20 protein-coding genes and 1 tRNA gene are annotated in these 24,157 nt (G+C 72.7%); 18 read left to right on the top strand and 3 right to left on the bottom strand.

Annotated elements, in window-relative coordinates; all coding sequences use genetic code 11:
• Window positions 1-75: 75 nt before the first annotated feature.
• Window positions 76-1,095 (bottom strand): helix-turn-helix domain-containing protein, encoded by a 1,020-nt coding sequence (locus ABZU74_RS32065; protein ID WP_355431890.1) that lies wholly within the window; start codon window positions 1,093-1,095, stop codon window positions 76-78.
• A gap of 89 nt (window positions 1,096-1,184) precedes the next feature.
• On the opposite strand from ABZU74_RS32065, the gene recN reads away from it, so the two are divergent.
• From recN to ABZU74_RS32020, 9 genes are all read left to right on the top strand, one after another.
• Complete coding sequence (recN, locus tag ABZU74_RS32060; protein WP_355431912.1) at window positions 1,185-2,942, top strand: DNA repair protein RecN; 1,758 nt, start codon at window positions 1,185-1,187, stop codon at window positions 2,940-2,942.
• A gap of 119 nt (window positions 2,943-3,061) precedes the next feature.
• Entirely contained in the window at window positions 3,062-4,240 is a 1,179-nt protein-coding gene (gene steA / locus ABZU74_RS32055) for a putative cytokinetic ring protein SteA (RefSeq protein ID WP_355431887.1), read from the top strand.
• A 27-nt stretch (window positions 4,241-4,267) separates the two neighbouring features.
• On the top strand, window positions 4,268-5,209 hold the full coding sequence (locus ABZU74_RS32050) for a copper transporter (protein ID WP_355431884.1): 942 nt from the start codon (window positions 4,268-4,270) through the stop codon (window positions 5,207-5,209).
• Between the two features lie 67 nt (window positions 5,210-5,276).
• The gene (locus ABZU74_RS32045) at window positions 5,277-6,143 is read left to right on the top strand and encodes a hypothetical protein (protein ID WP_355431881.1); all 867 of its coding nucleotides are present in this window, start codon (window positions 5,277-5,279) and stop codon (window positions 6,141-6,143) included.
• Between the two features lies 1 nt (window position 6,144).
• Complete coding sequence (locus ABZU74_RS32040; RefSeq protein WP_355431878.1) at window positions 6,145-7,827, top strand: lipid II flippase MurJ; 1,683 nt, start codon at window positions 6,145-6,147, stop codon at window positions 7,825-7,827.
• Window positions 7,828-7,847: 20 nt separating this feature from the next.
• Window positions 7,848-9,002 (top strand): glycosyltransferase family 4 protein, encoded by a 1,155-nt coding sequence (locus ABZU74_RS32035; protein WP_355431909.1) that lies wholly within the window; start codon window positions 7,848-7,850, stop codon window positions 9,000-9,002.
• Window positions 9,002-11,443: a hypothetical protein gene (locus tag ABZU74_RS32030; protein WP_355431875.1), complete on the top strand. Its 2,442-nt coding sequence runs from the start codon at window positions 9,002-9,004 to the stop codon at window positions 11,441-11,443. The genes ABZU74_RS32035 and ABZU74_RS32030 overlap by 1 nt, the downstream gene beginning before the upstream one ends.
• 163 nt (window positions 11,444-11,606) lie before the next feature.
• Entirely contained in the window at window positions 11,607-13,358 is a 1,752-nt protein-coding gene (locus tag ABZU74_RS32025) for a CTP synthase (RefSeq protein WP_355431872.1), read from the top strand.
• Window positions 13,355-13,960, top strand: coding sequence for an NUDIX hydrolase (locus ABZU74_RS32020; RefSeq protein WP_355431869.1), 606 nt, complete (start codon window positions 13,355-13,357; stop codon window positions 13,958-13,960). The genes ABZU74_RS32025 and ABZU74_RS32020 overlap by 4 nt, the downstream gene beginning before the upstream one ends.
• Before the next feature lie 84 nt (window positions 13,961-14,044).
• On the opposite strand, the gene ABZU74_RS32015 is transcribed toward ABZU74_RS32020, so the two are convergent.
• Window positions 14,045-14,317, bottom strand: coding sequence for a TM2 domain-containing protein (locus ABZU74_RS32015; RefSeq protein ID WP_355431866.1), 273 nt, complete (start codon window positions 14,315-14,317; stop codon window positions 14,045-14,047).
• A gap of 290 nt (window positions 14,318-14,607) precedes the next feature.
• Here ABZU74_RS32015 and ald point away from each other — a divergent pair, with 290 nt between their 5' ends.
• The 9 genes from ald (at window position 14,608) to ABZU74_RS31970 (ending at window position 23,264) form a co-directional block, all read left to right on the top strand.
• The gene (ald, locus tag ABZU74_RS32010; RefSeq protein ID WP_030334880.1) at window positions 14,608-15,723 is read left to right on the top strand and encodes an alanine dehydrogenase; all 1,116 of its coding nucleotides are present in this window, start codon (window positions 14,608-14,610) and stop codon (window positions 15,721-15,723) included.
• A 38-nt stretch (window positions 15,724-15,761) separates the two neighbouring features.
• Window positions 15,762-16,727 carry a site-specific tyrosine recombinase XerD gene (locus ABZU74_RS32005; protein ID WP_355431862.1) on the top strand — a complete coding sequence of 322 codons (966 nt, stop codon included), beginning with the start codon at window positions 15,762-15,764 and terminating at the stop codon, window positions 16,725-16,727.
• Between the two features lie 179 nt (window positions 16,728-16,906).
• Window positions 16,907-17,830, top strand: a complete 924-nt coding sequence (locus tag ABZU74_RS32000) for an AAA family ATPase (RefSeq protein ID WP_124862901.1) — start codon at window positions 16,907-16,909, stop codon at window positions 17,828-17,830.
• A 41-nt stretch (window positions 17,831-17,871) separates the two neighbouring features.
• Complete coding sequence (locus tag ABZU74_RS31995; RefSeq protein ID WP_355431858.1) at window positions 17,872-18,987, top strand: segregation/condensation protein A; 1,116 nt, start codon at window positions 17,872-17,874, stop codon at window positions 18,985-18,987.
• Window positions 18,980-19,957: an SMC-Scp complex subunit ScpB gene (gene scpB / locus ABZU74_RS31990; protein WP_355431855.1), complete on the top strand. Its 978-nt coding sequence runs from the start codon at window positions 18,980-18,982 to the stop codon at window positions 19,955-19,957. Before ABZU74_RS31995 ends, scpB begins: the two co-directional genes overlap by 8 nt.
• Entirely contained in the window at window positions 19,944-20,714 is a 771-nt protein-coding gene (locus ABZU74_RS31985) for a pseudouridine synthase (RefSeq protein ID WP_355431853.1), read from the top strand. Before scpB ends, ABZU74_RS31985 begins: the two co-directional genes overlap by 14 nt.
• Window positions 20,715-20,909: 195 nt before the next feature.
• Window positions 20,910-21,590 (top strand): (d)CMP kinase, encoded by a 681-nt coding sequence (gene cmk, locus ABZU74_RS31980; protein WP_355431850.1) that lies wholly within the window; start codon window positions 20,910-20,912, stop codon window positions 21,588-21,590.
• Complete coding sequence (gene der / locus ABZU74_RS31975; RefSeq protein ID WP_238689286.1) at window positions 21,587-22,993, top strand: ribosome biogenesis GTPase Der; 1,407 nt, start codon at window positions 21,587-21,589, stop codon at window positions 22,991-22,993. The genes cmk and der overlap by 4 nt, the downstream gene beginning before the upstream one ends.
• Window positions 22,994-23,190: 197 nt before the next feature.
• Window positions 23,191-23,264 (top strand) — tRNA-Pro (locus ABZU74_RS31970).
• 69 nt (window positions 23,265-23,333) lie between these two features.
• On the opposite strand, the gene ABZU74_RS31965 is transcribed toward ABZU74_RS31970, so the two are convergent.
• Window positions 23,334-24,157 (bottom strand): site-specific integrase (locus ABZU74_RS31965; protein WP_355431847.1); only part of this gene is annotated, 824 nt, incomplete at its 5' end.

Below are 24,157 nucleotides of genomic sequence, written 5' to 3'. Positions count from 1 at the left end.
AGGGCGGGGCGGCCTGGCCGTCCCGCCCTTCCGGTTGAAGGGTCCGCCGTCGGTCGACGGCGGACCCTTTCGGCGTCAGAGCCAGCCGCGTCGGGCCACCTGGAATGCCAACCCGGGCCGGGTGTCCACGCCGGCGGCGGCCATCAGGTCGGCGATCCGCCGTTGCACGGTGCGCCGGCTCACCCCGAGCTGGGAGGCGATGGACTTGTCCGGTACGCCCGCCACGAACAGCGACAGCAGCCGCGCCTCGTCGGCGTCGGGCTGGTAACCGTCGCCCGGCTGGTTCTCCGGCTCCGGCCGTCGAGCCTCGGGCGTCGCGACGGCGAGCGGGTCGTCGAGCCTTAGCCGGGTGGCCACCCGCCAGTGACTCTCGAAGAGGGCGAGCAACGCGTCGAGCAGTTGACTGCGGCCGATCACTGCGGCGCTCGGTTCGCCGCCGTCGCGGTCCGGCACCAACGGGCAGATGGCGGTGCGGGCGTCCACGATGGCCAGTCGGACCGGCAGCCGGTCCAGGACGCGGGCCTGCTCACCGGCGGCGACCCCCTTGGCCAGGTCGGCCAACGCGCCCGGCTCCAGCAGCAGGTCACGCTCGTAGATGGCCCGGTAGCTCACCCCACGGGCCAGCGCGTCGAACTCCTCGACGTTCTCCGGGCCGGCCATGGCGAGGGGATTGGCCCGGCAGAACCAGAGCACCTCGGTCCGCGCCGAGTTCTGCAGGTCGCGCAGGCGGTCCCGGAGAACCCGGGTGCCGGTGATCACCTCCACCAGGTGGTCGACGTGGTGTCGGCGCAGCCCGGAGCGGTACTCCTCGGCCAGTTGGGTGACCAGTCGGCGGGCCGACTCCAGGTCCTCCTGGCGGCGCAGCAGCGTCCCGCCGAGGGCGACGTCCGGGGCGGTCGGGCGCAGCGGGGCGTCCGGGTCGTTGTCGGTGGGCTGTACGAGGCCCTTGCCGCGCAACGCCTCGACCTGGGCGACGACCTGCTCACGGGGCCGGTGCAGGCGACGGGCCAACTCGTCGATGCGGGCCGTGGTGAGCTGGAGCAGGCAGCGGTAGAGCTCCTCCTCAGCCGAGGTCAGGCCGATCACGTCCAACACGGGGCAGAACTGTACGTCGGCCGTGTACGGGCCGTACCCGGGCCCGTCGGCTGGTCAAGTGTCGGGCCTCGCGTCTACTGTCGGTGGCTGTGCTGGAAGAGCTGCGCATCACCGGACTGGGCGTCATCGAGGACACCACGCTGCCGTTGACCGGCGGCATGAACGTGATCACCGGCGAGACCGGTGCGGGCAAGACGATGGTGGTCACCGGCCTCGGCCTGCTCTTCGGCGGCCGGGCCGACGCCGGGCGGGTCCGCGCCCAACCCGGCCGGGCGGTGGTGGAGGGGCGGCTGCGGCTGCACGGGCGGTCCGGCGACGCCGTGCACGCGCGGATCGTCGAGGCCGGTGGCGAACCCGACGAGGACGGCTCGGTGCTGCTGAGCCGCACGGTGACGGTGGAGGGGCGCTCGCGCGCCCACGTCGGTGGCCGGAGCATGCCGGTGTCGATGCTCGGGGAGGTCGGCGAGCAGGCGGTCGCCGTGCACGGCCAGTCCGACCAGCTGCGACTGCTGCGCCCGGCCGAGCAGCGGGCCGCGTTGGACAGGTTCGCCGGCCCCGCGCACGAGAAGCTGCTCGACGCGTTGCGCGAGGCGTACACGGGGTGGCGTCGGGTGGTCGACGACCTGGCCGACCGGCGGCGCAACGCCCGCGAGCGTAACCAGGAGGCCGACCTGTTGCGGCTGGGTCTCGACGAGATCACCCGGGTCGATCCGCAGCCCGGTGAGGACGACGAGCTGAAGACCGAGGCGCAACGGTTGGAGCACGCCGAGGGCCTGCGGACGGCCGCGCAGATCGCCCAGCAGTGCGTGGCAGGTGGCGTGGAGGCGGCCGACGAGACCCCGGACGCGGCGGCGCTGCTCGGCACCGCCCGGCGGACCCTGGAGGCGCAGTCCGGCACCGATCCGGCGCTCGGTGAGCTGGCGGCCCGCCTGGAGGAGGCGGCCACGCTCGTCACCGACGTGTCGGCGGAGCTGTCGGCGTACCTGGCGACGTTGGACGCCGACCCGGCCCGGTTGCAGCACGTCTACGAGCGGCGGGCGGCGCTGCGCGCGTTGACCCGCAAGTACGCCGACGACGTCGACGGGGTGATCGCCTGGGCCGACCGGGCGCGCACCCGACTGTCCGACCTGGACATGTCCGACGACGTGCTCGACGAGTTGGAGCGGGAGGGTCAGCGGCTCGCCGTCGAGGTGGCCGACCTCGCCGGGCGGGTGTCCACCTCCCGGCAGGAGGCGGCAGTCCGCTTCGCCGACCAGGTCACCGTCGAGCTGGCCGGGCTGGCCATGCCGCACGCGCGGATCGAGGTGGCGGTGCTGCCCCGTCCGGCCGGGCGCGCCGAGCCGACGCTGTCGGTGAACGGCGTCGAGGTGGGTGTCGCTCCGGACGGCGGTGACGAGGTGGAGCTGCGGTTGCTGGCCCACCCGGGCGCTCCGTCGCTGCCGTTGCAGCGTGGCGCCTCCGGCGGTGAGCTGTCCCGGGTGATGCTCGCCATCGAGGTCGTCTTCGCCGGCTCGGGCGGCCCGCCCACGTTGGTCTTCGACGAGGTCGACGCGGGGGTCGGCGGGCAGGCGGCGGTGGAGATCGGCCGCCGGCTGGCCCGGCTGGCCCGCAGCCACCAGGTGTTGGTGGTCACGCACCTGCCGCAGGTGGCCGCGTTCGCCGACCGGCACCTGGTGGTGGCGAAGGACACCGGCGGCGCGGTGACGACCAGCGGGGTGCGGGTGGTGGAGGACACCGAGCGGGCCCGGGAGTTGGCGCGCATGCTGGCGGGTTTGCCCGATTCAGATCTGGGTATCGCCCACGCCGAGGAGCTCTTGGCCGTGGCCGCCAAGGAAAGGCGGTTGTGACGCCGCGTATTGTGAGCGCAAGCACACCGGCTTGTGCCGGTGTGTGCTTCCCTGGGTAGGCGGCCCTGCTCAGGCATGTCGCGACAGAAAAGCCTGCCTCACATGCCAGGATGGTCACGATGCGTCTACCCACGTTGCGCCGGAACCGGAACTCCGAACCGGGCAGAGTCCTCGGCACCGCGCGCCTTGATCGCCGGACGAAGCGCCTGGTCGGTCGGCTGCGCCCCGGTGACATCGCGGTCATCGACCACGTCGACCTGGACCGGGTGGCGGCCGACTCGCTCGTCGCCGTCGGGGTCGCGGCGGTGCTCAACGCCAAGCCCTCGGTCTCCGGCCGTTACCCGAACCTCGGCCCGGAGGTGTTGATCGCCGCCGGCATTCCGCTCCTCGACGACCTGGGTGAGGGTGTCTTCGAGCGGATCCGCGAGGGCGACCAGGTGCGCATCGAGGGCAACACGGTCTTCGCCGGTGACGAGCCGGTGGCGCACGGCACCCTGCAGGACGCCGAATCGGTCGGCAAGGCGATGGCCGACGCCCGGGAGGGTCTGTCGGTGCAGTTGGAGGCGTTCGCCGCCAACACGATGGACTACCTGCGCCAGGAACGTGACCTGCTGCTCGACGGTGTCGGGGTGCCGGACATCGAGACCCAGATCCAGGGTCGGCACTGCCTGATCGTGGTGCGCGGTTACGACTACAAGGCAGACCTGGACGTGCTGCGCCCGTACATCCGGGAGTTCAAGCCGGTGCTCATCGGCGTGGACGGCGGCGCGGACGCCCTGGTCGAGGCCGGCTACACCCCCGACATGATCATCGGGGACATGGATTCGGTCACCGACGACGTGCTGCGCTGCGGCGCCGAGGTGATCGTGCACGCGTACCCGGACGGGCGCGCGCCCGGCCTGCCCCGGGTCAACGGCCTCGGTGTGCCGGCGATCACCTTCCCGGCCGCGGCGACCAGCGAGGACCTGGCCATGCTGCTCGCCGACGAGAAGGGCGCCTCGCTGCTGGTCGCGGTCGGCACCCATGCCACCCTTGTCGAGTTCCTCGACAAGGGCCGCGGCGGGATGGCCTCGACGTTCCTGACCCGGCTGAAGGTCGGCGGCAAGCTGGTCGACGCCAAGGGGGTGAGCCGGCTCTACCGGCAGAGCATCTCCGGCTCGTCGCTGCTGCTGCTGGTGCTGTCGGCGATCGCGGCGATGGCGTCCGCGGTGGCCGTGTCGACCGTCGGGAAGGCGTACCTGGGCGTTGTCGCCGAGTGGTGGGACAATTTCGTGTTCCAGCTGTACCGGCTCTTCTAGTTCCCGACCGATCAAGAGGCTGCAAGCGTGATCAACTTCCGCTACCACGTGGTGTCCCTCACCGCGGTCTTCCTGGCTCTGGCGATCGGTCTGGTGGTCGGCACAGCCGCCCTCAACGGCCCGGTCGCCGACTCGCTCGAGGGGCAGGTCACCGGGCTGCGCAAGGACAACCAACATTGGCGCCAGACGGTCAGCAACATGGAGAAGCAACTCGCGCTGGAAGAGGAGTTCGCCGAGGAGATCTCCCAGGTCGTCCTGCCCGGCACCCTCACCGGGCGTCGGGTCGTGGTGCTCAGCCTGCCCAACGGGCGCGACCACACCGAGGGCGTGCTCAAGAAGCTCCAGTCCGCCGGGGCCACCATCACCGGTCAGGTCGACCTGCAGGACAAGTTCATCAACCCGGACAACAACTCCAACCTGCTGGAGTTGGCCGTCACCGCGGCCCGTCCGACCGCGCAGACCACCGGCCTGCCGGGCAACGGGCACGGCGTGGAGACCTCCAGCGCGCTGCTGGCCAGCGTCCTGCTGGACCGGGCCCAGGGCGTCACGCCGGTCAGTGACGCCGACCGGCGGGCGGTGCTCGCCGCGTACAACAACGCCGGCTACCTGACCACCGACAGCAACAAGGTCACCGCCTCGGCGGAGGCGGTGGTCGTGGTCAGCGGCCAGCCGTACGTCGACAAGGACTCCGACAAGCGGGACGAGTCGGTCGTCAAGATCGCCGAGCAGTTCGACCGCACCGGGTCGATCGTGGTGGCCGGCAACGGTTCCGTCGGCGGCAACCTGGTCGGCGTGGTGCGCGGCGACCCGGTGCTCGCCCAGACCATTTCCACTGTCGACAACGCCAACACGGTGCAGGGCCAGGTGGTCACCACCCTCGCCCTGGTGCAGCAACTCACCGAGAAGAGAGCCGGGCAGTACGGCGTCGGCGACAATGCCCCGTCGCTGCTGCCTAGACTGCCCCAGTGAGCGAACGACGTACCCCCGTGTCCGGATCCGACCAGGTGGCGCGTGACCGAGCCAGCGAGGTGGTGGCATGAGCGCGCTGGGCCGGCTGTTGGTCGCCGCCGCGGGAGCCGCCGCGGCCCGCTACGCGCTGCGTGAGGCGCGGAGCTCGCCGGCCGGCCCCGCGTTGGACCGCACCAACTTCCGCGGCCGCACGGTGAGCCTGGCCGCCGGGCCGGCGCTGGCCGCCGGCGCGGCCGCCGCCGGCGCGTTCGGTGCCACCGGCGGTGCCGCCGGTGGAGCCGCACTGGTCGCCGGTCTCGGCGCGGGCGGCGTCGGCCTGTACGACGACGTGGTCGGCGCGCGGCCGGAGCAGAAGACGGCCAAGGGCTTCGCCGGGCACCTCGCCGCGCTGCGGGAGGGGCGGGTCACCGCCGGTCTGGTCAAGGTCGTCGGGGTGGGCGCGGCCGGGCTGGGCGCCGCCGCGCTGCTCGCCGCCGACTCCCGGGTCGCCGCGCACCCCCGCCGGCAGCGGCACGGCGCGTTCGGCCGGGGTGTCGACGTGCTGCTCGGCGCCGGCGTGATCGCCGGCACGGCCAACCTGCTCAACCTGCTCGATCTGCGGCCGGGCCGCGCCCTCAAGTCCGGGCTGCTGCTCGCCGCGCCGCTGACCGGCGGCCCGCAGGGCGGGATCGCCGCAGGCGCGGCCGGCGCCGCCGCCGGCCTGCTCCGCGACGACCTGGCCGAGGACGTGATGCTCGGCGACAGTGGCGCGAACGCGCTCGGGGCGGTGCTCGGCGTCGCGCTCGCCGCCCGCACCGGCCCGCTCGGCCGGGCCGGGCTGCTCGCCGTCCTCGCCGGGCTCACCGCCGCCAGCGAGAAGGTCAGCTTCACTGCGGTGATCCAGCGGACCCCGGGGCTGCGCGAACTCGACGCACTGGGCCGACGCGCCGACTGACGTGAACAGACCGGCACCCCTCGCCGGCGCCGGCCGGCTGGCCGGGGCAGCCGCGCTCATCGCCGTCCTCACCGTGGCCAGCCGCCTCGCCGGGTTCGGTCGTACCGCCGTGTTCACCTGGGTGGTCGAGCAGAGCGACCTGGGCGGCATGTACGTCATCGCCAACACGGTGCCGAACATCGTCTTCGAGATCGTCGCGGGCGGGGCGTTGGCCAGCCTGGTCGTGCCACTGCTGGCCGGGGCGGTCGCGGCCGAGGACCGGCGGGCGGTGGCGGCCACCACCGGCGCCCTGCTCACCTGGACGGTGAGCCTGCTGGTTCCCCTCGCCGTGCTCGTCGTCCTGTTCGCCGACCCGATCATCTCGCTGATCAGCGAGGGACGATCGGCGTCGGAACTCGCCGCCGGTGCCCGGATGCTGCGCGTGTTCGCCCCGCAGTTGCCGCTCTACGGGATCGGCATCGTGCTCACCGGTGTCCTGCAGGCACACCGACGCTTCGCCTGGCCGGTCATCGCGCCGCTGCTGTCCAGCCTCACAGTGGTCGTCGTCTACGTGGCCTTCGGCGCCGCCCAGGGGCGGGGCGTGTCGGTGGCCCAGGTCGGCCGCAGCGGCGAACTGCTCCTATCCGGCGGCACCACCCTCGGTGTGGTCGTGCTGTCGCTCTCGCTGCTGATCCCGCTGCGGCGGTTGCGGCTACGGCCCCGGTTCGGGTACGCCTTCACCCCCGACGCGCGAGCGCGGATCGGTGGGCTCGCCACGGCCGGGGCGGTGACGGTGGCCGCGCAGCAGGTCGCGCTCCTGGTGGTCCTGAACCGGGTCTCCGGGGGCCCCACCGGCTCTCCGCAGGTGTTCAACCTGGCCCAGGCGATCTACCTGCTGCCGTGGGCGGTCCTCGCCGTGCCGTTGGCGGTGGCGTCGTATCCCACACTGGCCACCGCCAGCGCCGCCGGTGACGAGGACGGTTATCGGCGGACCCTTTCCGGCGCGGTGCGGGGCGTGCTGCTCTTCAGCTGCCTGGGCGTCGCGGCGTTGATCGGAACCGCGCAGCCGATCGCCGCCCTCTTCTACCCGGACAATCCGGCGTCCACCGCTGCGGCCATCAGCGGGTTCGCGCCGGGGCTGCTCGGCTACGGCTTGTTCGCGGTGCTGTCCCGCGCGCTGTACGCGCGCGGCGACACCCGGTCGGCCACGGTGGCGATCACCCTCGGCTGGCTTGTCGTTCCGGCCGTGGCGCTGCCGTTGACGGTGCTGCTCCCCACCGCCGACCGGGTGCTCGCGGTGACGTCCGCCAACTCGGTGGGGATGCTCGTGCTCGGCGCGATGCTGCTCGTGGCGGTACGGCGCGGCGCCGGCCGTTCCGCCCTCGCGGGCGCGGCCCGGGCCGGCGCGGCCGGTGCCCTCGCCGGGGTGCTCGCCGGGCTCGCCGGGCTGGGCCTCACCCGTTGGCTCGACGGGCCGGACGGCGGCACCCCGACGATGGCGGCGGCGTTGGGTCAGGGCATGCTGTCCGGGGTTCTGGTTGGGGTTGTGTTCCTCGCCGTGGTCTGGTTCGTCGACCGGCGGGACGTACAACCACTGCTCGCCGGGGCGCTGCGGCGTCTGGGCCGGCGGGGATCGTCCGGCGGTGCGCCGCCGGACACGGGCTCCCCGCAGCGGGGCGACGGGAAGGAGACGGTGGGCCAGTGAGCGCGGGAATTGAGCCAGCTCTGCCCGCCGGGTGGTCGGGCACCGTCGCGTTGGTGCTCGCGTCCAGCACCGGTGGGGTCGGGCAGCACGTCCGCTCGGTGGCCCGTGGCCTCGTCGCGGGCGGCGCCACAGTCCTGGTCTGCGGGCCCGCTGCCACCCAGGAACAGTTCGACTTCACCGGTGTCGGTGCCCGGTTCGCGCCGGTGGAGATCCCGGCCAGCCCGACTCCGGCCGACGCCCGGGCGGTGCTCGCGCTGCGTCGGGTGCTCACCGCCGCCACTGTCGACGTGGTGCACGCGCACGGCCTGCGGGCCGGGTTGGTCGCCGTGCTGGCCCGTCCGACCGCCCCGCTGATCGTCACCTGGCACAACGCGGTGCTCGCCGGGGGACTGCGGGGCGGGGTGTCCCGGCTCGTCGAACGGGTGGTGGCCCGGGGCGTCCGGGTGGCGCTCGGCGCTTCGGCGGACCTGGTGCGCCGGGCCGCCGAGGTGGGCGCCGCCGACGCCCGGCTCGCCCCGGTCGCCGCGCCGACGCTGCCCCCGCCGCGCCGACGCCCAGCGGCGGTACGCGCCGAGTTCGGTGTCCGCCCGGACCAGCCGCTGATCCTCTCGGTCGGTCGGTTGCACCCGCAGAAGCGCTACGACGTGCTGATCGACGCGGCGGCCCGTTGGCGTACGCGTACCCCGCCGCCGGTCGTGGTGATCGCGGGCAGCGGGCCGGCGTATCTGCCGCTCGCCGCGCGGACCTCCGCCGCCCGCGCCCCGGTGACCCTGCTGGGGCACCGCACCGACGTGGCCGACCTGCTCGCCGGCGCCGACCTGGCGGTGGTGACCAGCGACTGGGAGGCGCGACAGCTCTTCGCCCAGGAGGCGCTGCGGGCCGGCGTGCCGCTGGTGGCCACCGCGGTCGGCGGGCTCCCGGACCTGGTGGGCGACGCCGCCACGCTGGTCCCCGCCGGTGACGTGGACGCGGTCGACGCGGCCGTACGCGCGTTGCTGGACGACCCGGCGGCGCGGGCGGAATTGGGTCGGTGTGGCGCCGAACGGGCGGCGACGTGGCCGACCGAGGCGGACACCGTCGCCACGCTTGCCGCCCTCTACGCCGAACTGGCCGGGAACCCCGGCGGTCCGGCGGCCGCCCCGGGCTCCGACGCCCCGAGAACGGGACACCGGTGATGTTGCGCCGAATCGCCCCCGCCCTGCTGACAGTGCTCGTGGTGGCGCTGGGCGTCACCGCGCTCGCCGCCCGCCCACCCCGGGGCACCCCGCAACGCACCGCCGACTTCGTGGTGCTCGCCGGGATCGCCGGGCTGCGCTGGGAGGACGTCGATCCGCAGACCACCCCGACGCTGTGGCGGATGGCCCAGGACGGGTCGATCGGCTCACTGTCGGTGCGCTCCGCCCACCGGCCCACCTGCCCGGTGGACGGCTGGTTGACGGTGGGCGCGGGCAGTTTCGCCGCGTGGAACGGCAGCCGGTCGGTCGACGGTTGCCCGGCGGCGGCGGTGACGGTGGAGCAACCGGACGGCATCGGCGCGAACCTGCCCGACCAGGAGAGCGTGGTCCAGTACAACCAGCAGCGGCTGCCCTGGGGCGCCCTGCCCGGCTCGCTGTCGGAGTCGGTGCGGTGCTCCGTCGCCGTGGGCCCGGGCGCGGCGGTGGCCGCCGCCCGACCGTTCGGCCGCGTCGACAGGTACGCGGCGGGGCTGCCGGCCGATCCGCGGCCGCTGCTCGGCTCGTGTGTGCTGAGCATCGTCGACCTCGGCACGGTCGAGGGGGACGACCCGGCGACCCGGGCCGAGGAGGCCCGCGCGGCGGACGCCGAGCTGGCCCGGGTGCTGGCGGCGCGACCCCCGCGGTCGTTGGTGCTGGTCGCGGGGATCTCCGACACCACCCAGCCGTCGCGGCTGCACGTGGCGGTCGCCGACGGGCCGGGCTGGGAGCGGGGGTGGCTCACCTCCGCCAGCACCGGCCGGGACGGCTATCTGCAACTTGTCGACCTCGCGCCGACCGCCCTCGCCGCGTTGGGCCGGCCCATGCCGGAGCGGCTGTTCCTCGGCCGTCCGGCGATCAGCACCGGCGGTCGTCCCGCCGACCTGACCGAGGCCATCAACGCGCCGGCGAACGCCGACCGGGAGGCTGCCGCCCAGCGCTCCGTCTCCGGGGTGTTCTTCGCGCTGCTCGCCGGGGTGCAGGTGCTGCTGGCGCTCGCGATCCTGCCGCTGCTGCGCCGGGCCCGCCCGCACGCCGGCCCGACCGGCCCGACGCCCGTCTCCGGGCGGATCGTGGCGGTGCTGGAGCTGCTGCTGGTCGCCGCGGCGTTGACCGTACCGGCGGCGCTGCTGGCCGACGCGGTGCCCTGGTGGCGCGGCGAACACCCCGGGTGGATCTTCGCCGGGGTGACCGCGCTGCTGGTGGCCGCCGGCACCGCGGCGGTGCGGTTCGCCCCCGGCTACGCGGGCACCCTCGGGCCGCTCGGCGCGGTGGCCGGCCTCACCACGCTCGTGGTCGGGCTGGACGTGCTCACCGGGGCCCGCCTGCAGCTCAACGGCGTGGTCGGCTACTCCGCGTTGCAGGGCGGCCGGTACGCCGGGCTGAGCACTGTGGGGTTGGGAGTGTTCCTCGCCGGCGCGCTGGTCACCGGCGGCTGGTTCGCCCAACGGGTGCACCGGGGTTGGCGGCCAGCGGTGATGGTGGCGGTGGGTGGCCTCGCCGTGGTGGTGGTCGGCAGCCCGTACCTGGGCGCCGACCCGGTCGGCGCGATCGCGCTCACCGCCGGGGTGAGCGTCGCCGCCGTGATCAGCGCCGGCGGCTGGTTGACGATCAGCCGCCTGGCCTGGGCCGCCATGGCCGCACTGGCGGTCGGTATCGGGTTCGCCGTGGTGGACCTGCGGCGTCCTCCGGCGGAGCGGGGCAGCTTGGGCCGGTTCCTCTCCGCGCTCGGTGACGGCACCGGCGGGTTCGCCGTGCACCGGTCCAGCACCGAGAACTTCGAGACGTTTGTCAACAGCCCGCTGACGGTGCTGGCGCTGGCCGGCGGGTTGCTGGTGTGGTTCGCCCTGTTGCAGCCGTGGGGTGGGCTGATGCGGCTGTTCGGCATCTACCCGGCGGTCCGGGCCGCGTTCGCCGGCACTGTGGTCGCCGCGGTGCTCGGTGGTCTGCTCGACGGCGCGGCCCTGGACGTGATGGGCGCTGCCGCCGCCCTGGTGGTGCCGATGGCCGCCCTGGCGTCGCTGCGGGTGCTCGGGCACGCCGCGGACCGGACCCGGCCGGCACCGGGCCGCTCCCGCGCCACCGGCGCCGACGACGACTCGGGGCCCGGCGGTGTCGGCGACGACTCGGGGCCCGGCGGTGTCGGCCCGGTCGGTGGGGGTGACGGTCCGACCGGCGGCGGTGGGCCACTTGGCGCGGTGCACCCCCGCCCGATCAGCGGCCCGCCCGCGAGCGCACCGGCGAAGGTCACCCGACCGGCGTCGGACCCTCCGGGCGACGGCCAAGGGGACGCCGACGAACCGGCCGACCCGACCGCGAGCGGGTCGACGCCGGACCCGGCGCCGACGGTGCTCGTACCGCCCCGGCAGGTCTCCCGGTCATCGACGGAGGTTGCCGCGCCCTGAGCGCCGGGCCTCGCCCGGATGGCCCGGAGGTGTCGCAGCCGGGGTGCGGCCTGCGGGTACCCGCCCGGGAGGTGTTACCGTCGAATCCCGTGGATCGCGTGATCACTCTGCTGATCAAGCACGGCGGTCTGCATGACCGCTACAGACGACACGGGAGCAGGCCTTGGCCCCATCAGCACGGACGACCAGGCACATTTTCGTCACCGGGGGCGTCGCCTCCTCGCTGGGTAAGGGCCTCACCGCCTCCAGCCTCGGCAACCTGCTGACCGCGCGCGGGTTGCGCGTGGTGATGCAGAAGCTCGACCCCTACCTGAACGTCGACCCGGGGACGATGAACCCGTTCCAACACGGTGAGGTCTTCGTCACCGAGGACGGCGCCGAGACCGACCTCGACGTCGGGCACTACGAGCGGTTCCTCGACCGGGCTCTGTCCGGCAAGGCGAACGTCACCACCGGCCAGATCTACTCCGACGTGATCGCCAAGGAGCGGCGCGGGGAATACCTCGGCGACACCGTCCAGGTCATCCCGCACATCACCAACGAGATCAAGTCGCGGATCCTGGCGATGGCCGACCCGGACGAGGACGGCCAGCTCCCCGACGTGGTGATCACCGAGGTCGGTGGCACCGTCGGCGACATCGAGTCGCTGCCGTTCCTGGAGGCGATCCGCCAGGTCCGTCACGACCTGGGCCGCGACAACTGCTTCTACCTGCACGTCTCGCTGGTGCCGTACCTGGCGCCGTCGGGTGAGCTGAAGACCAAGCCGACCCAGCACTCGGTGGCGCAGCTGCGCAACATCGGCATCCAGCCCGACGCGATCGTGCTCCGCTGCGACCGGGAGATCCCGGTGAAGCTCAAGGAGAAGCTGTCGCTCTACTGCGACGTGGACGCCGAGGCGGTCGTCGCCGCCCCGGACGCCCCGAGCATCTACGACATCCCGAAGGTGCTGCACCGGGAGGGGCTCGACGCGTACGTGGTGCGCCGGCTCGGCCTCTCCTTCCGGGACGTGGACTGGGCCAGCTGGGACGACCTGCTGGAGCGGGTGCACCGCCCCCGGCACACGGTCACCGTGGCGGTGGTCGGCAAGTACGTCGACCTGCCCGACGCGTACCTGTCGGTGAGTGAGGCGATCCGGGCGGCGGGCTTCGGCCACCGGGCCCGGGTGCAGCTGCGCTGGGTGCCCAGCGACGAGTGCGTCACCCCCGCCGGCGCCGCCGCGGCGTTGGCCGGCGTGGACGGCATCCTCATCCCCGGCGGCTTCGGCGTCCGCGGCATCGAAGGCAAGATCGGCACCGCCCGGTACGCCCGGGAGGCCGGCATCCCGCTGCTCGGCCTCTGCCTCGGCCTGCAGTGCATGACCATCGAGGTGGCCCGGCACCTGGCCGACCTGGACGGCGCCAACTCGTTGGAGTTCGACGAGCAGGCGGCCCACCCGGTCATCGCCACGATGGCCGACCAGGAGGACATCGTCGCCGGCCGGGGAGACCTGGGCGGCACCATGCGGCTGGGCGCGTACCCGGCGACGCTCACCGAGGGCTCGATCGTCGCCGAGGCGTACGGCAGCACCGAGATCAGCGAGCGGCACCGGCACCGCTACGAGGTGAACAACGCCTACCGGGACGCGCTGACGAAGGCGGGCCTGCACATCTCCGGCACCTCGCCGGACGGCCGGCTGGTCGAGTTCATCGAACTGGACCGGAGCCTGCACCCGTTCTTCGTGGCCACCCAGGCCCACCCGGAGTTGAAGAGCCGGCCGACCCGCCCGCACCCGCTGTTCGCCTCGTTCGTCAAGGCCGCGGTGGCGTACTCGCAGGCCGACCAGCTGCCGGTCGACCTGGACGCGGCGGCGGAGGCCCCGACGACGCGCAAGGCCGCCCGCAACGGTGCCGCGACGAAGGCCGCGTCCACCTCGTGAGCGGGTTGGAGCACCGCTACGAGGTGCGGTCCCGGGAGGAGCGGTACCGGGGGCGGATCTTCGACGTGGTCACCGAGGAGGTGACCATGCCGGGCGGTGGGACCGGGCTGCGTGACCTCGTCCGGCACGTCGGGGCGGTGGCCGTGGTGGCGCTCGACGACGCCGGTCAGGTGGTGCTGATCCGGCAGTACCGGCACCCGGTCGGGCGGCACCTGTGGGAGCTGCCGGCCGGCCTGATGGACGTCTCCGGGGAGGAGTTGCCGGCGGCGGCGCTGCGGGAGTTGGCCGAGGAGGCCGATCTCACCGCCGGGCGGGTCGACGTGCTCGTCGACCTGCACAGTTCGCCCGGGTTCACCAACGAGATCGTCCGGGTGTTCCTGGCCCGGGACCTCGGCGATGTGCCGGCCGACGAGCGGCACGAACGCCACGACGAGGAGGCCGACCTCCAGGTCGTCCGGATCGACCTGGACGAGGCGGTCGCCATGGTCCTGGCCGGTGAGATCACCAACGCGTCCGCGGTGGCCGGGCTGCTGGCCGCGGCCCACGCCCGGGACTCCGGCTTCACGTCTCTGCGCCGGGCGGACGCGCCGTTGCCGCGCTGAGCGTCGCCGCCGGTCCAGCCGGCGGGAGTACGCGCCAAAGGGGCCCCGCGGTCAGCCGCGGGGCCCCTTTCGCTGTCCGGTCTGTCAGTCGCGCAGCGGACGGCCCTGCGCGTCCGTGCCGCCGTTGACCAGGATGAGGATGCCGTCGACGAGGCCCCAGAGGCCGCCGATGCCGCCGGTGCAGACGCCCACGACGAGCTGGAGGACGGCGATCTTGGTGTGTCCGGTGTAGAACCGACCGGCACCGAAGGTGCCGAGCAGGATGCCGAGGATGCCCGCGACGACCTTGCTCTTGTCGGAAACGCCCTGGGGATACCCCGGCTGGGGGTATCCGGGCTGGTAAGGAGGAGTGGTCATGGGCGGTCACATTAGTGATCCACTCACCGGCTGTCCGCACCGCCACCCGCTAGATGGGACGATAATGGTGAAACACTGTCCTGTCGGCTGAGGGTGCTGCTCGATCGCCGGATGCGGGAGGCCTGACACTTCGTCAGGACACCCGGGCACCGGATGCCACTGTGCTGGCTCGCGACAGCGCCGGGCGCGCCTAGACTGCCGCCGCGGGACCGGTGTACCGCGGCGGCAAAGGGGCCGTCGTGGCACCGAGCAGTCGGGGGAGAGCAGCCCCGAAGAGAGGTGTCTGCATCGTGAAGGTCGGAATCCCACGCGAGGTCAAGAACCACGAGTACCGCGTGGCGATCACGCCAGCGGGCGTCAACGAGTTCACCCGCAGCGGTCACCAGGTCTTCGTCGAGTCCGGCGCCGGGGTTGGCTCCAGCATCACCGACGAGGAGTTCGCCGCCGCCGGCGCGAAGATCCTCGCCACCGCCGACGAGGTGTGGGAGACCGCCGAGCTGGTGCTCAAGGTCAAGGAGCCGATCGCCGAGGAGTACCACCGGATGCGCGAGGGGCAGGTGCTCTTCACCTACCTGCACCTGGCCGCCTCCAAGGAGTGCACCGACGCGCTGATCGACCGCAAGGTCACCGGCATCGCCTACGAGACCGTCGAGCTGCCCGACCGGTCGCTGCCGCTGCTCGCCCCGATGTCCGAGGTCGCCGGCCGGCTCGCCCCGCAGGTGGGCGCCTTCTACATGATGCGTACCGGCGGTGGGCGGGGTGTGCTGCCCGGCGGTGTCTCCGGCGTCTACGCGGCCAAGACCGTGGTCATCGGCGCCGGCGTCTCCGGCATGAACGCCGCCGCGATCGCGCTGGGCCTGCAGTCCGAGGTGCTGCTGCTGGACAAGAACGTCGCCCGGCTGCGCCAGGCCGACGCGATCTACCGGGGCCACCTGCAGACCGTCGCCTCCAACGCGTACGAGGTCGAGCGGGCCGTGCTCGACGCCGACCTGGTCATCGGCGCGGTGCTGGTGCCCGGCGCGAAGGCCCCGACGTTGATCTCCAACGAGCTGGTCTCCCGGATGAAGCCGGGCAGCGTGCTCGTCGACATCGCCATCGACCAGGGCGGCTGCTTCGAGGACTCGCGCCCCACCACGCACGCCGACCCGGTCTACAAGGTGCACGAGTCGATCTTCTACTGCGTCGCGAACATGCCCGGCGCGGTGCCGAACACCAGCACCTACGCGCTGACGAACGTCACCCTGCCGTACGCCCTCGAACTGGCCAACCAGGGCTGGCGCGAGGCGTTGCGCAACGACCCGGCGCTGGCGCTGGGCCTCAACACCCACGCCGGTCAGGTCACCTACGGCCCGGTGGCCGAGGCGCACGGCATGGACGTGCTCCCGCTGGCCGACGCGCTGGCCTGAACGGTGGCGGGCTGACCAGCGGCACGGACTCCGCCGGCGTGGGCGCCCTGCCCACGCCGGCGCTGCGCCGTGCCGTTCGCGGTTACCTCGACCACCTGACCGTCGAACGTGGCCTCTCCGCGAACACGCTCGCCTCGTACCGTCGGGATCTGGACCGCTATCTCGTGACCCTCGCCGATGCCGGCGTCACCGACCTCGCGTCGGTCGGCGCCGGCCTCGTCGAGACCCACCTGGCACGGCTGCGCGCCGGCGACGACAACCACCCGCCGCTGGCGGTCTCCTCCGCCGCCCGCGCCGCCAGCGCGGTACGCGGCCTGCACCGCTTCGCGCTGCGCGAAGGGCTGGCCGGCGCCGATCCGAGCCGCGACGTCCGCCCGCCCACGCCGCCGCGGCGGCTGCCCCGGGCGCTACCTGTCGACGACGTGATCCGGCTGCTGGAAACCGCCGGCCCGATCACCGCGACCGGCGACGACGCGTCCCTCGCGCTGCGCGACCGGGCACTGCTGGAGTTCCTGTACGGCACCGGCGCGCGCATCTCCGAGACGGTCGGCGCCGCCGTTGACGACCTCGACACCGACGAGGGCACGGTGCTGCTGCGCGGCAAGGGCGGCCGGGTGCGGCTGGTGCCCATCGGCGGGTACGCCGTCGACGCGGTCCGCGCCTACCTGGTCCGGGCCCGCCCCGGGCTGGCCGCCGCCGGCCGGGGCACCCCGGCGGTGTTCCTCAACGCCCGCGGCGGCGCGCTGTCCCGCCAGGGCGCCTGGGGCATCCTGCGCCGCGCCGCCGACCGGGCCGGGCTGCCCGTCGACGGGCCCGCCGCCGTCTCCCCGCACACCCTGCGCCACTCGTACGCCACCCATCTGCTCGACGGCGGCGCCGACGTCCGGGTGGTCCAGGAGCTGCTCGGCCACGCGTCGGTGACCACCACCCAGGTCTACACGTTGGTCACCGTGGAGCGGTTGCGCGAGGTGTACGCCACCGCGCACCCGCGCGCCCAGGGCTGAACCGGTCGCGGTCGACGCCGACACGCCGGGCCGGTGCCGAAGCCCCTGCTGGTCGGTGGCGTACAGTCGGCATCGGCGCGGACCTCCTGGAGCGACACGACCGGGGTGCGCAGCGGCGCCGCGAAGGACGTCGGACGGCTCCGACGCCGGGTGGGTCGTCGGGAGGGGGCAACGAGCACATGGCTGGCAACGGTGACCGTGCCGAGACCTGGACGTCGGAGCTCCGCGAGCAGCAGGCCACGCTCGGCGCGGACCTGGGTCCTGCGGACCCGGCTGCCTACACGATGCGTAAGCCCATTCCGGAGCCGATGCCCACCGATCGGCACGGCCCCGCGCGCATCATCGCGATGGCCAACCAGAAGGGTGGCGTCGGGAAGACCACCACCACCATCAACCTGGGCGCGGCACTCGCCGAGTACGGCCGCAAGGTGCTGCTTGTCGACTTCGACCCGCAGGGCGCGCTCTCGGTGGGCCTGGGCGTCAACCCGCACAACCTCGACCTGTCCGTCTACAACCTGCTCATGCAGGACGACGTGATCGCCGAGGACGTCCTCATCAAGACCGACGTGGCGGGCCTGCACCTGCTGCCGGCCAACATCGACCTCTCCGCCGCCGAGATCCAGCTCGTCAACGAGGTCGCCCGGGAGATGGCCCTGGCCCGGGTCCTGCGCACGGTCCGCAAGGAGTACGACTACATCCTGATCGACTGCCAGCCGTCGCTCGGCCTGCTGGCGATCAACGCGCTGACCGTCGCACACGGCGTGCTCATCCCGCTGGAGTGCGAATTCTTCAGCCTGCGCGGCGTGGCACTGCTGCTGGACACCATCGACAAGGTGCGCGAGCGGCTCAACTTCGACCTGGAGCTCGAAGGCATCCTCGCCACCATGTACGACAGCCGCACCACGCACTGCCGCCAGGTCCTCCAGCGAGTGGTGGAGGCGTTCGGCGACAAGGTCTACCAGACGGTCATCACCAAGACGGTCAAGTTCCCCGAGTCCACCGTGGCCGGTGCCCCCATCACGACGATGGACCCGGCCTCCTCCGGGGCACGTAACTACCGTCAGCTGGCCCGCGAGGTGATCGCCGCCCAGTCGGAGCGGTAGCCGGAACGCCCGGTGCCCGCCTCGTGGACTACGGTCGTCCGGTGACCGCGCCACCCCTCGACCCGCCCGAGACCGCCGACGCGGCCGTGGTCGACGGTGTACCGCCCGCCGACCCGGTCGCCAGCGGTTTCACGGTCCGGCTGGCCAACTTCACCGGCCCGTTCGACCTGCTCCTGCAACTGATCGGCAAGCACAAACTCGACGTCACCGAGGTGGCCCTGCACACGGTCACCGACGAGTTCATCGCCTACATCAGGGCCATGGGCGACAACTGGGACCTGGACGAGGCCAGCGAGTTCCTGCTGATCGCCGCGACCCTGCTCGACCTGAAGGCGGCCCGGTTGCTGCCCGCCGCCGAGGTGGAGGACGAAGCCGACCTCGCCCTGCTGGAGGCACGGGACCTGCTCTTCGCCCGGCTGTTGCAGTACAAGGCGTACAAGGAGGCGGCGGCGCACATCGCCGAGCTGGAGGCCGTCGGCGGCCGACGCTATCCGCGCGCCGTCAGCCTGGAACCCCGGTACGCCGAGGCGCTGCCCGACCTGGTGCTCGGCATCGGCCCCCAGCGACTGCTGAAGCTGGCCGTGAAGGCGATGACCCCGAAGCCGGTGCCGGAGGTCTCCATCGCCCACGTGCACATGGTCCGGGTCAGTGTCCGGGAGCACGCGGCCATCCTCACCGCCCGACTGCGCCGGGCTGGCACCGCCACGTTCTCGCTGCTGTGCGCCGACTGCGAGGCCACCCTGGAGGTGGTGGCCCGATTCCTCGCGTTGCTGGAGCTGTACCGGGAGGGCCTGGTCTCCTTCGTGCAGGAGCAGGCCCTGGAGGAGCTGACAGTGCGCTGGACCGGCCCGGCCGACGGCGACACCGAGCTGCACGTCGACGAGTACGCCGGCACCCCGGCCGACCCGGAGCCGCCCGAGTCTGAGCCGTCGTCGGTGGCGCCTTCGGTGGAGGCTGAGCCGGCGTCGGTCGGACCTTCGGTGGGGCCTGGGCCTGAGTCGGTGGGGCCGTCGGTGGGGCCTGAGCCGGTGTCGGCGGGGGCTGGGCCCGTGTCGGTGGGGCCTGGGCCGGTGTCGGCGGGGGCTGGGCCCGTGTCGGTCGGGGAGGCCGACGGGCCGGCCGGGACGAGTACGACGGAGGGTGCGCGGGATGAGTGACGAGCAACGCCGGGACTCGCTGGCCGACCAGGCTGCCGCCTGGGTCCCCCCGTGGGACCGCCCCCGCCCGCCCGTCGCCGAGGACACACCCACCTCGCCGGACGAGTCAGCCGCGCCACCGGACACCGAAGAACCTGAACCGGCGTCGCCCCGACCGGAGCCCGAACCCGCCGCCAGCTCCGCTGACCCGGACGCGGTCGCGCCGAATCAGGTTGACCCGGACGGGCAGGGCCTGGGCGAGGTGGGCCCCGGTGAGCCGAATCGTGTTGAGGCGGCCTCGGACGAGGTGGGCTCGACCGGGCCGAACCTCGGCGGGGTGACGGAGGGCACCCCGGGGGAGTCGGGTGACGCTGGGGACGTACCCCGGCGGCAGCAGGCGGGACGACGGCGCGCGACGGCCGCGCCGGAGCCGGCGCCCGAGCTGTCCGACGCCGAGTTGCGCGGCGCGTTGGAGGCGATCCTGCTGGTGGTCGACGAGCCGGTCAGCGAGTTGGTCCTGGCCCAGGTGCTGGAGCAGCCTGCCGAGCGGGTCGGGCCGATGCTCGACGAGATCGCCGCCGGTTACACCGCGGCCGGGCACGGGTTCGAGCTGCGCCGGGCGGCGGGCGGGTGGCGGCTGTACACGCGGCCGGAATACGCTACGTACGTCGAGCGGTTCGTGTTGGACGGGCAGTCCGTACGACTGACCCAGGCGGCGTTGGAGACGCTCGCCGTGGTTGCGTACAAGCAGCCAGTGACCCGTTCGCGAATCTCAGCCATCCGGGGTGTGAACTGCGACGGGGTCATCCGTACGCTGGTCACCCGCGGCCTCATCGAGGAGTGCGGCACCGAAACGGACAGCGGGGCGTTCCTGTACCGGACCACCACGCTGTTCCTGGAGAAGCTCGGGCTGAACACCGTCGACGAGCTGCCGCCCCTCGCACCCTTCCTGCCCGACGACGTAGAAGAGCTTGCTGATGCGACCCGATAACCGTTCCCCGAAACCCGACGCCCCCGTCTACGAGGGGGCTGAGCGCCTGCAGAAGGTGCTCGCCGCCGCCGGCGTGGGTTCCCGGCGCGCCTGTGAGGACCTGATCTTCCGCCGCCGGGTCACCGTGGACGGGCGGGTCGCCAAGCTCGGCGACAAGGTCGACCCGGCCACCTCCGTGATCCACGTGGACGGGGAGCGCCTCCAGGTCGACATCCGCCTGGTCTACGTGGCGATGAACAAGCCGCGCGGGGTGGTGACCTCCATGGCGGACGACAAGGGGCGCAACGAGCTGGCCGAGTTCATCGGCAACCGGGTGGAGCAGCGGGTCTACCACGTGGGGCGGCTCGACGCGGACAGTGAGGGGCTGCTGCTGCTCACCAACGACGGCACCCTCGCGCACAAGCTCATGCACCCCTCGTACCAGGTGCTGAAGACCTACCTCGCCGAGGTGGTCGGGCCGATCCCGCGCAACCTGAGCAAGCGGCTGTTGGCCGGCGTCGAGCTGGAGGACGGGCCGGTCAAGGTCGACTCGTTCAAGGTGGTGGATACGCTGGGTAAGTCCGCCCAGGTGGAGCTGAGCCTGCACGAGGGCCGCAAGCACATCGTCCGACGGCTGATGGAGGAGGTCGGACACCCGGTCACCCGGCTGGTGCGTACCTCGATCGGGCCGATCCGGCTGGGTGAACTGCGCACCGGACGGATTCGGCGGTTGACAAACGCCGAGGTTGCCGCCCTGTTCAACGCGGTGGGTGACTGACCCCCGAGTTCGGGGTACGGCAGCCGGTAGGCTCCACCGATGGCCGGGACGCGGCCGCCCGGGTGGCGTGGGTCGCCTCCGGCGGCGTCGCGCGTGGGTTCGTAAACGCACCCGGGCATGATTGATGACGATTGACAACCGCTTGCGGCGCCAGCTCACCGGGCGATCCGTGAGGTACGGGCTGAGGAGGACACGGTGGAGGAAAACGTACGGTACGGGCGATGTGTGGTCGCTGTGGACGGGCCGTCCGGTTCGGGCAAGTCCACCGTGTCGCGGCGGCTCGCCGTCGGGATCGGTGCGCGCTACCTGGACACCGGGGCGATGTACCGGGCGATCACGTGGGCCGTGCTGCGCTCCGGCGTGGACCTCACCGACGCCGCGTCGGTGGCCAAGGTCGCCAGCGAGGTCAAGCTGCACATCGGCACCCACCCGCAGGGGTACGCCGTGACCGTCGACGGCGTGGGCGTGGACGCGGATATCCGGGGCCCGGAGGTGACCGGCGCCGTTTCGGCCGTCGCCGCCGTGCCGGCTGTCCGTGAGCTGCTCGTCACCCGGCAGCGCGAGATGATCGCCAACGCTGGTCGGATAGTGGTCGAGGGCCGGGACATCGGCTCGGTCGTGGCGCCTGACGCCGACCTGAAGGTCTTCCTGACCGCCTCCGAGGAGGCCCGTGCCGCCCGGCGCAGCGCCGAGGACGCCGCCGACGTCGCGGCCACGGCCGCCGACCTGGCCCGGCGGGACCGGCTCGACTCGACCCGCAAGGTCAACCCGCTGGCCCAGGCACCCGACGCGGTGGTGCTGGACACCACTGAGCTGGGCATCGACGAGGTCGTGGCGCGGATGCGCGACCTGCTCACCGAGCGGGGAGTGGCATGAGTAGCGATGGTGGTGGGTGGGTCGAGCTGCGTGAGCCCGACGTCGTCGTGGAGGAACCGAGCGGCCCGCAGCCGGTGGTGGCCGTGGTCGGCCGCCCCAACGTGGGCAAGTCGACCCTGGTCAACCGGATCATCGGCCGCCGGCAGGCGGTCGTCGAGGACGTTCCTGGCGTGACCCGCGACCGGGTCCCGTACGACGCGCAGTGGAACGGCCGGGCGTTCACGGTGGTGGACACCGGCGGCTGGGAACCGGACGCGAAGGACCGGGCCGCGGCCATCGCGGCACAGGCCGAAACCGCTGTCGTCACCGCCGACGTGGTGCTCTTCGTGGTCGACGCGATGGTGGGCTCCACCGACGTCGACGAGGCGGCGGTGAAGATGCTGCGGCGCAGCGCCAAGCCGGTGATCCTGGTGGCCAACAAGGCCGACAACAACTCCATCGAGATGGAGGCCACCTCGCTGTGGTCGCTCGGTCTCGGTGAGCCCTTCCCGGTGTCAGCGCTGCACGGACGCGGCTCCGGCGACCTGCTGGACGCCATCCTCGCCGCGCTGCCGGAAGCACCGGCGATCGTGGAGAACCGTCCGCGTGGTCCGCGTCGGGTGGCGCTGGTCGGCCGGCCGAACGTCGGCAAGTCCAGCCTGCTCAACCGGTTCTCCGGCGAGGAGCGGGCGGTCGTCGACTCGGTGGCGGGCACCACTGTGGACCCGGTGGACAGCCTGGTCGAGATCGGCGGTCAGACCTGGCAGCTGGTGGACACCGCCGGGCTGCGCAAGCGGGTCGGCAAGGCCAGCGGCACCGAGTACTACGCCAGCCTGCGGACCGCCGGCGCGATCGAGGCCGCCGAGGTGGCCGTGGTGCTGCTGGACTCCAGCGAGCCGATCAGTGAGCAGGACCAGCGGATCCTGTCGATGGTGACCGAGTCGGGCCGGGCGCTGGTCATCGCGTTCAACAAGTGGGACCTGGTTGACGCCGACCGTCGGTACTACCTGGACAAGGAGATCGACCGGGAGTTGCGCCGCATCCCCTGGGCGATCCGGCTGAACCTGTCGGCGATGACCGGCCGTGCCGTGGACAAGCTGGCCCCCGCCCTGAACAAGGCGTTGGCCAGCTGGGAAACCCGCGTGCCGACCGCGCACCTCAACCAGTGGCTCACCGCGCTGGTGCAGGCAACCCCCCACCCGGTACGCGGTGGACGTGCGCCGCGGATCCTGTTCGCGACGCAGGCCGGTGTGGCGCCGCCACGGTTCGTGCTCTTCACCACCGGCCCGCTGGACGCCGGCTACCAGCGCTTCGTCGAGCGCAAGCTGCGCGAGGAATTCGGGTACGAGGGCAGCCCGATCGAGATCTCGGTCCGCCCGCGCAAGAAGCTCGGCCCCGGCGGCCGAGGCAAGGCGCACGGCTGACGCGGTCCAGTACTCCCCAAATGCCGGATGGGCGACCCCGCCCATCCGGCATTTCCCTCTCCAAACCCACCCTCCTAGGACGCTTTAGGAGGTGTGCGGTGGTTCGGTCAGGTCGCGACGCCGGTGGGGCCTGTGCGGACGACCCGAAGCCGCTGCGCTAAGCTGTACCGGCTGCCGCGGGGGAAACCACGCGGGGGCGGGACGTGGCGCAGCTTGGTAGCGCACTTGACTGGGGGTCAAGGGGTCGTCGGTTCGAATCCGGCCGTCCCGACGCAGGTGAGGGGCCATCTCGGAAGATCGAGACGGCCCCTTTGTCGTACCTGGGTGACTAACTGGGTGACTACGCCTCAGCGTCGAAGATCCGGTCCATGGCGACTGCGCCGCCTAGGAGCACCGGCCGTAGTTGGTGCCGGTAGACGGTTTCGGTGACCGTCGTACCGGAGTGGCCGCAGAGGTCCGCGATCTGTTCGAGGCTCATGCCGCTGTCGGACAGTAGGGACACGAAGCTGTGCCGCAGTTCGCGGGGTGTCCAGTCGCGCGGGTCGAGGCCCGCTTTGGCGACGACGGGGCGGAAGGCCCGGAGCACGTTGTGCCGGTCGAGGGCCGTGCCGGCGGCTGAGGCGAAGACGAGGCGGTCAGCGGTGGGCTGGCCTTGGCGCTCGTGGTGGGTGGTGAGCGCGGTGACGCACCGGGCCGGCAGAGCCAGGGTGCGACGCGATTTCTTGGTCTTGGTGTCTCCGTCGGCGCGGACGGAGCGCCAGACCTGAATGGATGGCGGCACCGGGGGATCGTTGTCCGGCTTGCCGGCGAGGTCGACGTGTGACCAGGTGAGGGCTCGCAGTTCCTCGGTGCGAGCGCCGGTCAGTAGTGAGACGACGATGTAGGCGTGCAACGAGCTGCTCTCGGCAGCGATGAGAAGCGCCTTGGCATGGTCGAGCGTCAGCGACTTCGAGGGACGGCCGCCGCTACCTGTGGGCACTTCGCAGAGTGCCACAACGTTGCGCTTGACCCTGTCTCGCGCCATGGCTCGATTGACGGCGCGGTTAAGCAGCGAGTGGAGGAGCCGCAGTGGGCTTGACCCGTTTCGACGGACAGGGTCGATGTGTTGATCGTATTCAGGCTGCCTGGAACGCTGGTAGCAGGTCCGACCCGGTGGCTTCGAAG

It is taken from the genome of Micromonospora sp. NPDC005171, assembly GCF_040608575.1.
GTDB lineage: Bacteria > Actinomycetota > Actinomycetes > Mycobacteriales > Micromonosporaceae > Micromonospora.
Note: the sequence above shows the minus strand (reverse complement) of the source record. Positions and strands in the feature narration are given on the sequence as shown.

Excerpts from the sequence above, each read along its gene's own strand:
- ABZU74_RS32045 (WP_355431881.1), top strand. The coding sequence starts at position 5,277 with ATGAGCGCGCTGGGCCGGCTGTTGGTCGCCGCCGCGGGAGCCGCCGCG.
- ABZU74_RS32000 (WP_124862901.1), top strand. The coding sequence starts at position 16,907 with ATGGCTGGCAACGGTGACCGTGCCGAGACCTGGACGTCGGAGCTCCGC.
- ABZU74_RS32030 (WP_355431875.1), top strand. The coding sequence starts at position 9,002 with ATGTTGCGCCGAATCGCCCCCGCCCTGCTGACAGTGCTCGTGGTGGCG.
- steA (WP_355431887.1), top strand. The coding sequence starts at position 3,062 with ATGCGTCTACCCACGTTGCGCCGGAACCGGAACTCCGAACCGGGCAGA.
- scpB (WP_355431855.1), top strand. The coding sequence starts at position 18,980 with ATGAGTGACGAGCAACGCCGGGACTCGCTGGCCGACCAGGCTGCCGCC.
- ABZU74_RS32015 (WP_355431866.1), bottom strand. The coding sequence starts at position 14,317 with ATGACCACTCCTCCTTACCAGCCCGGATACCCCCAGCCGGGGTATCCC.
- der (WP_238689286.1), top strand. The coding sequence starts at position 21,587 with ATGAGTAGCGATGGTGGTGGGTGGGTCGAGCTGCGTGAGCCCGACGTC.
- ABZU74_RS31985 (WP_355431853.1), top strand. The coding sequence starts at position 19,944 with ATGCGACCCGATAACCGTTCCCCGAAACCCGACGCCCCCGTCTACGAG.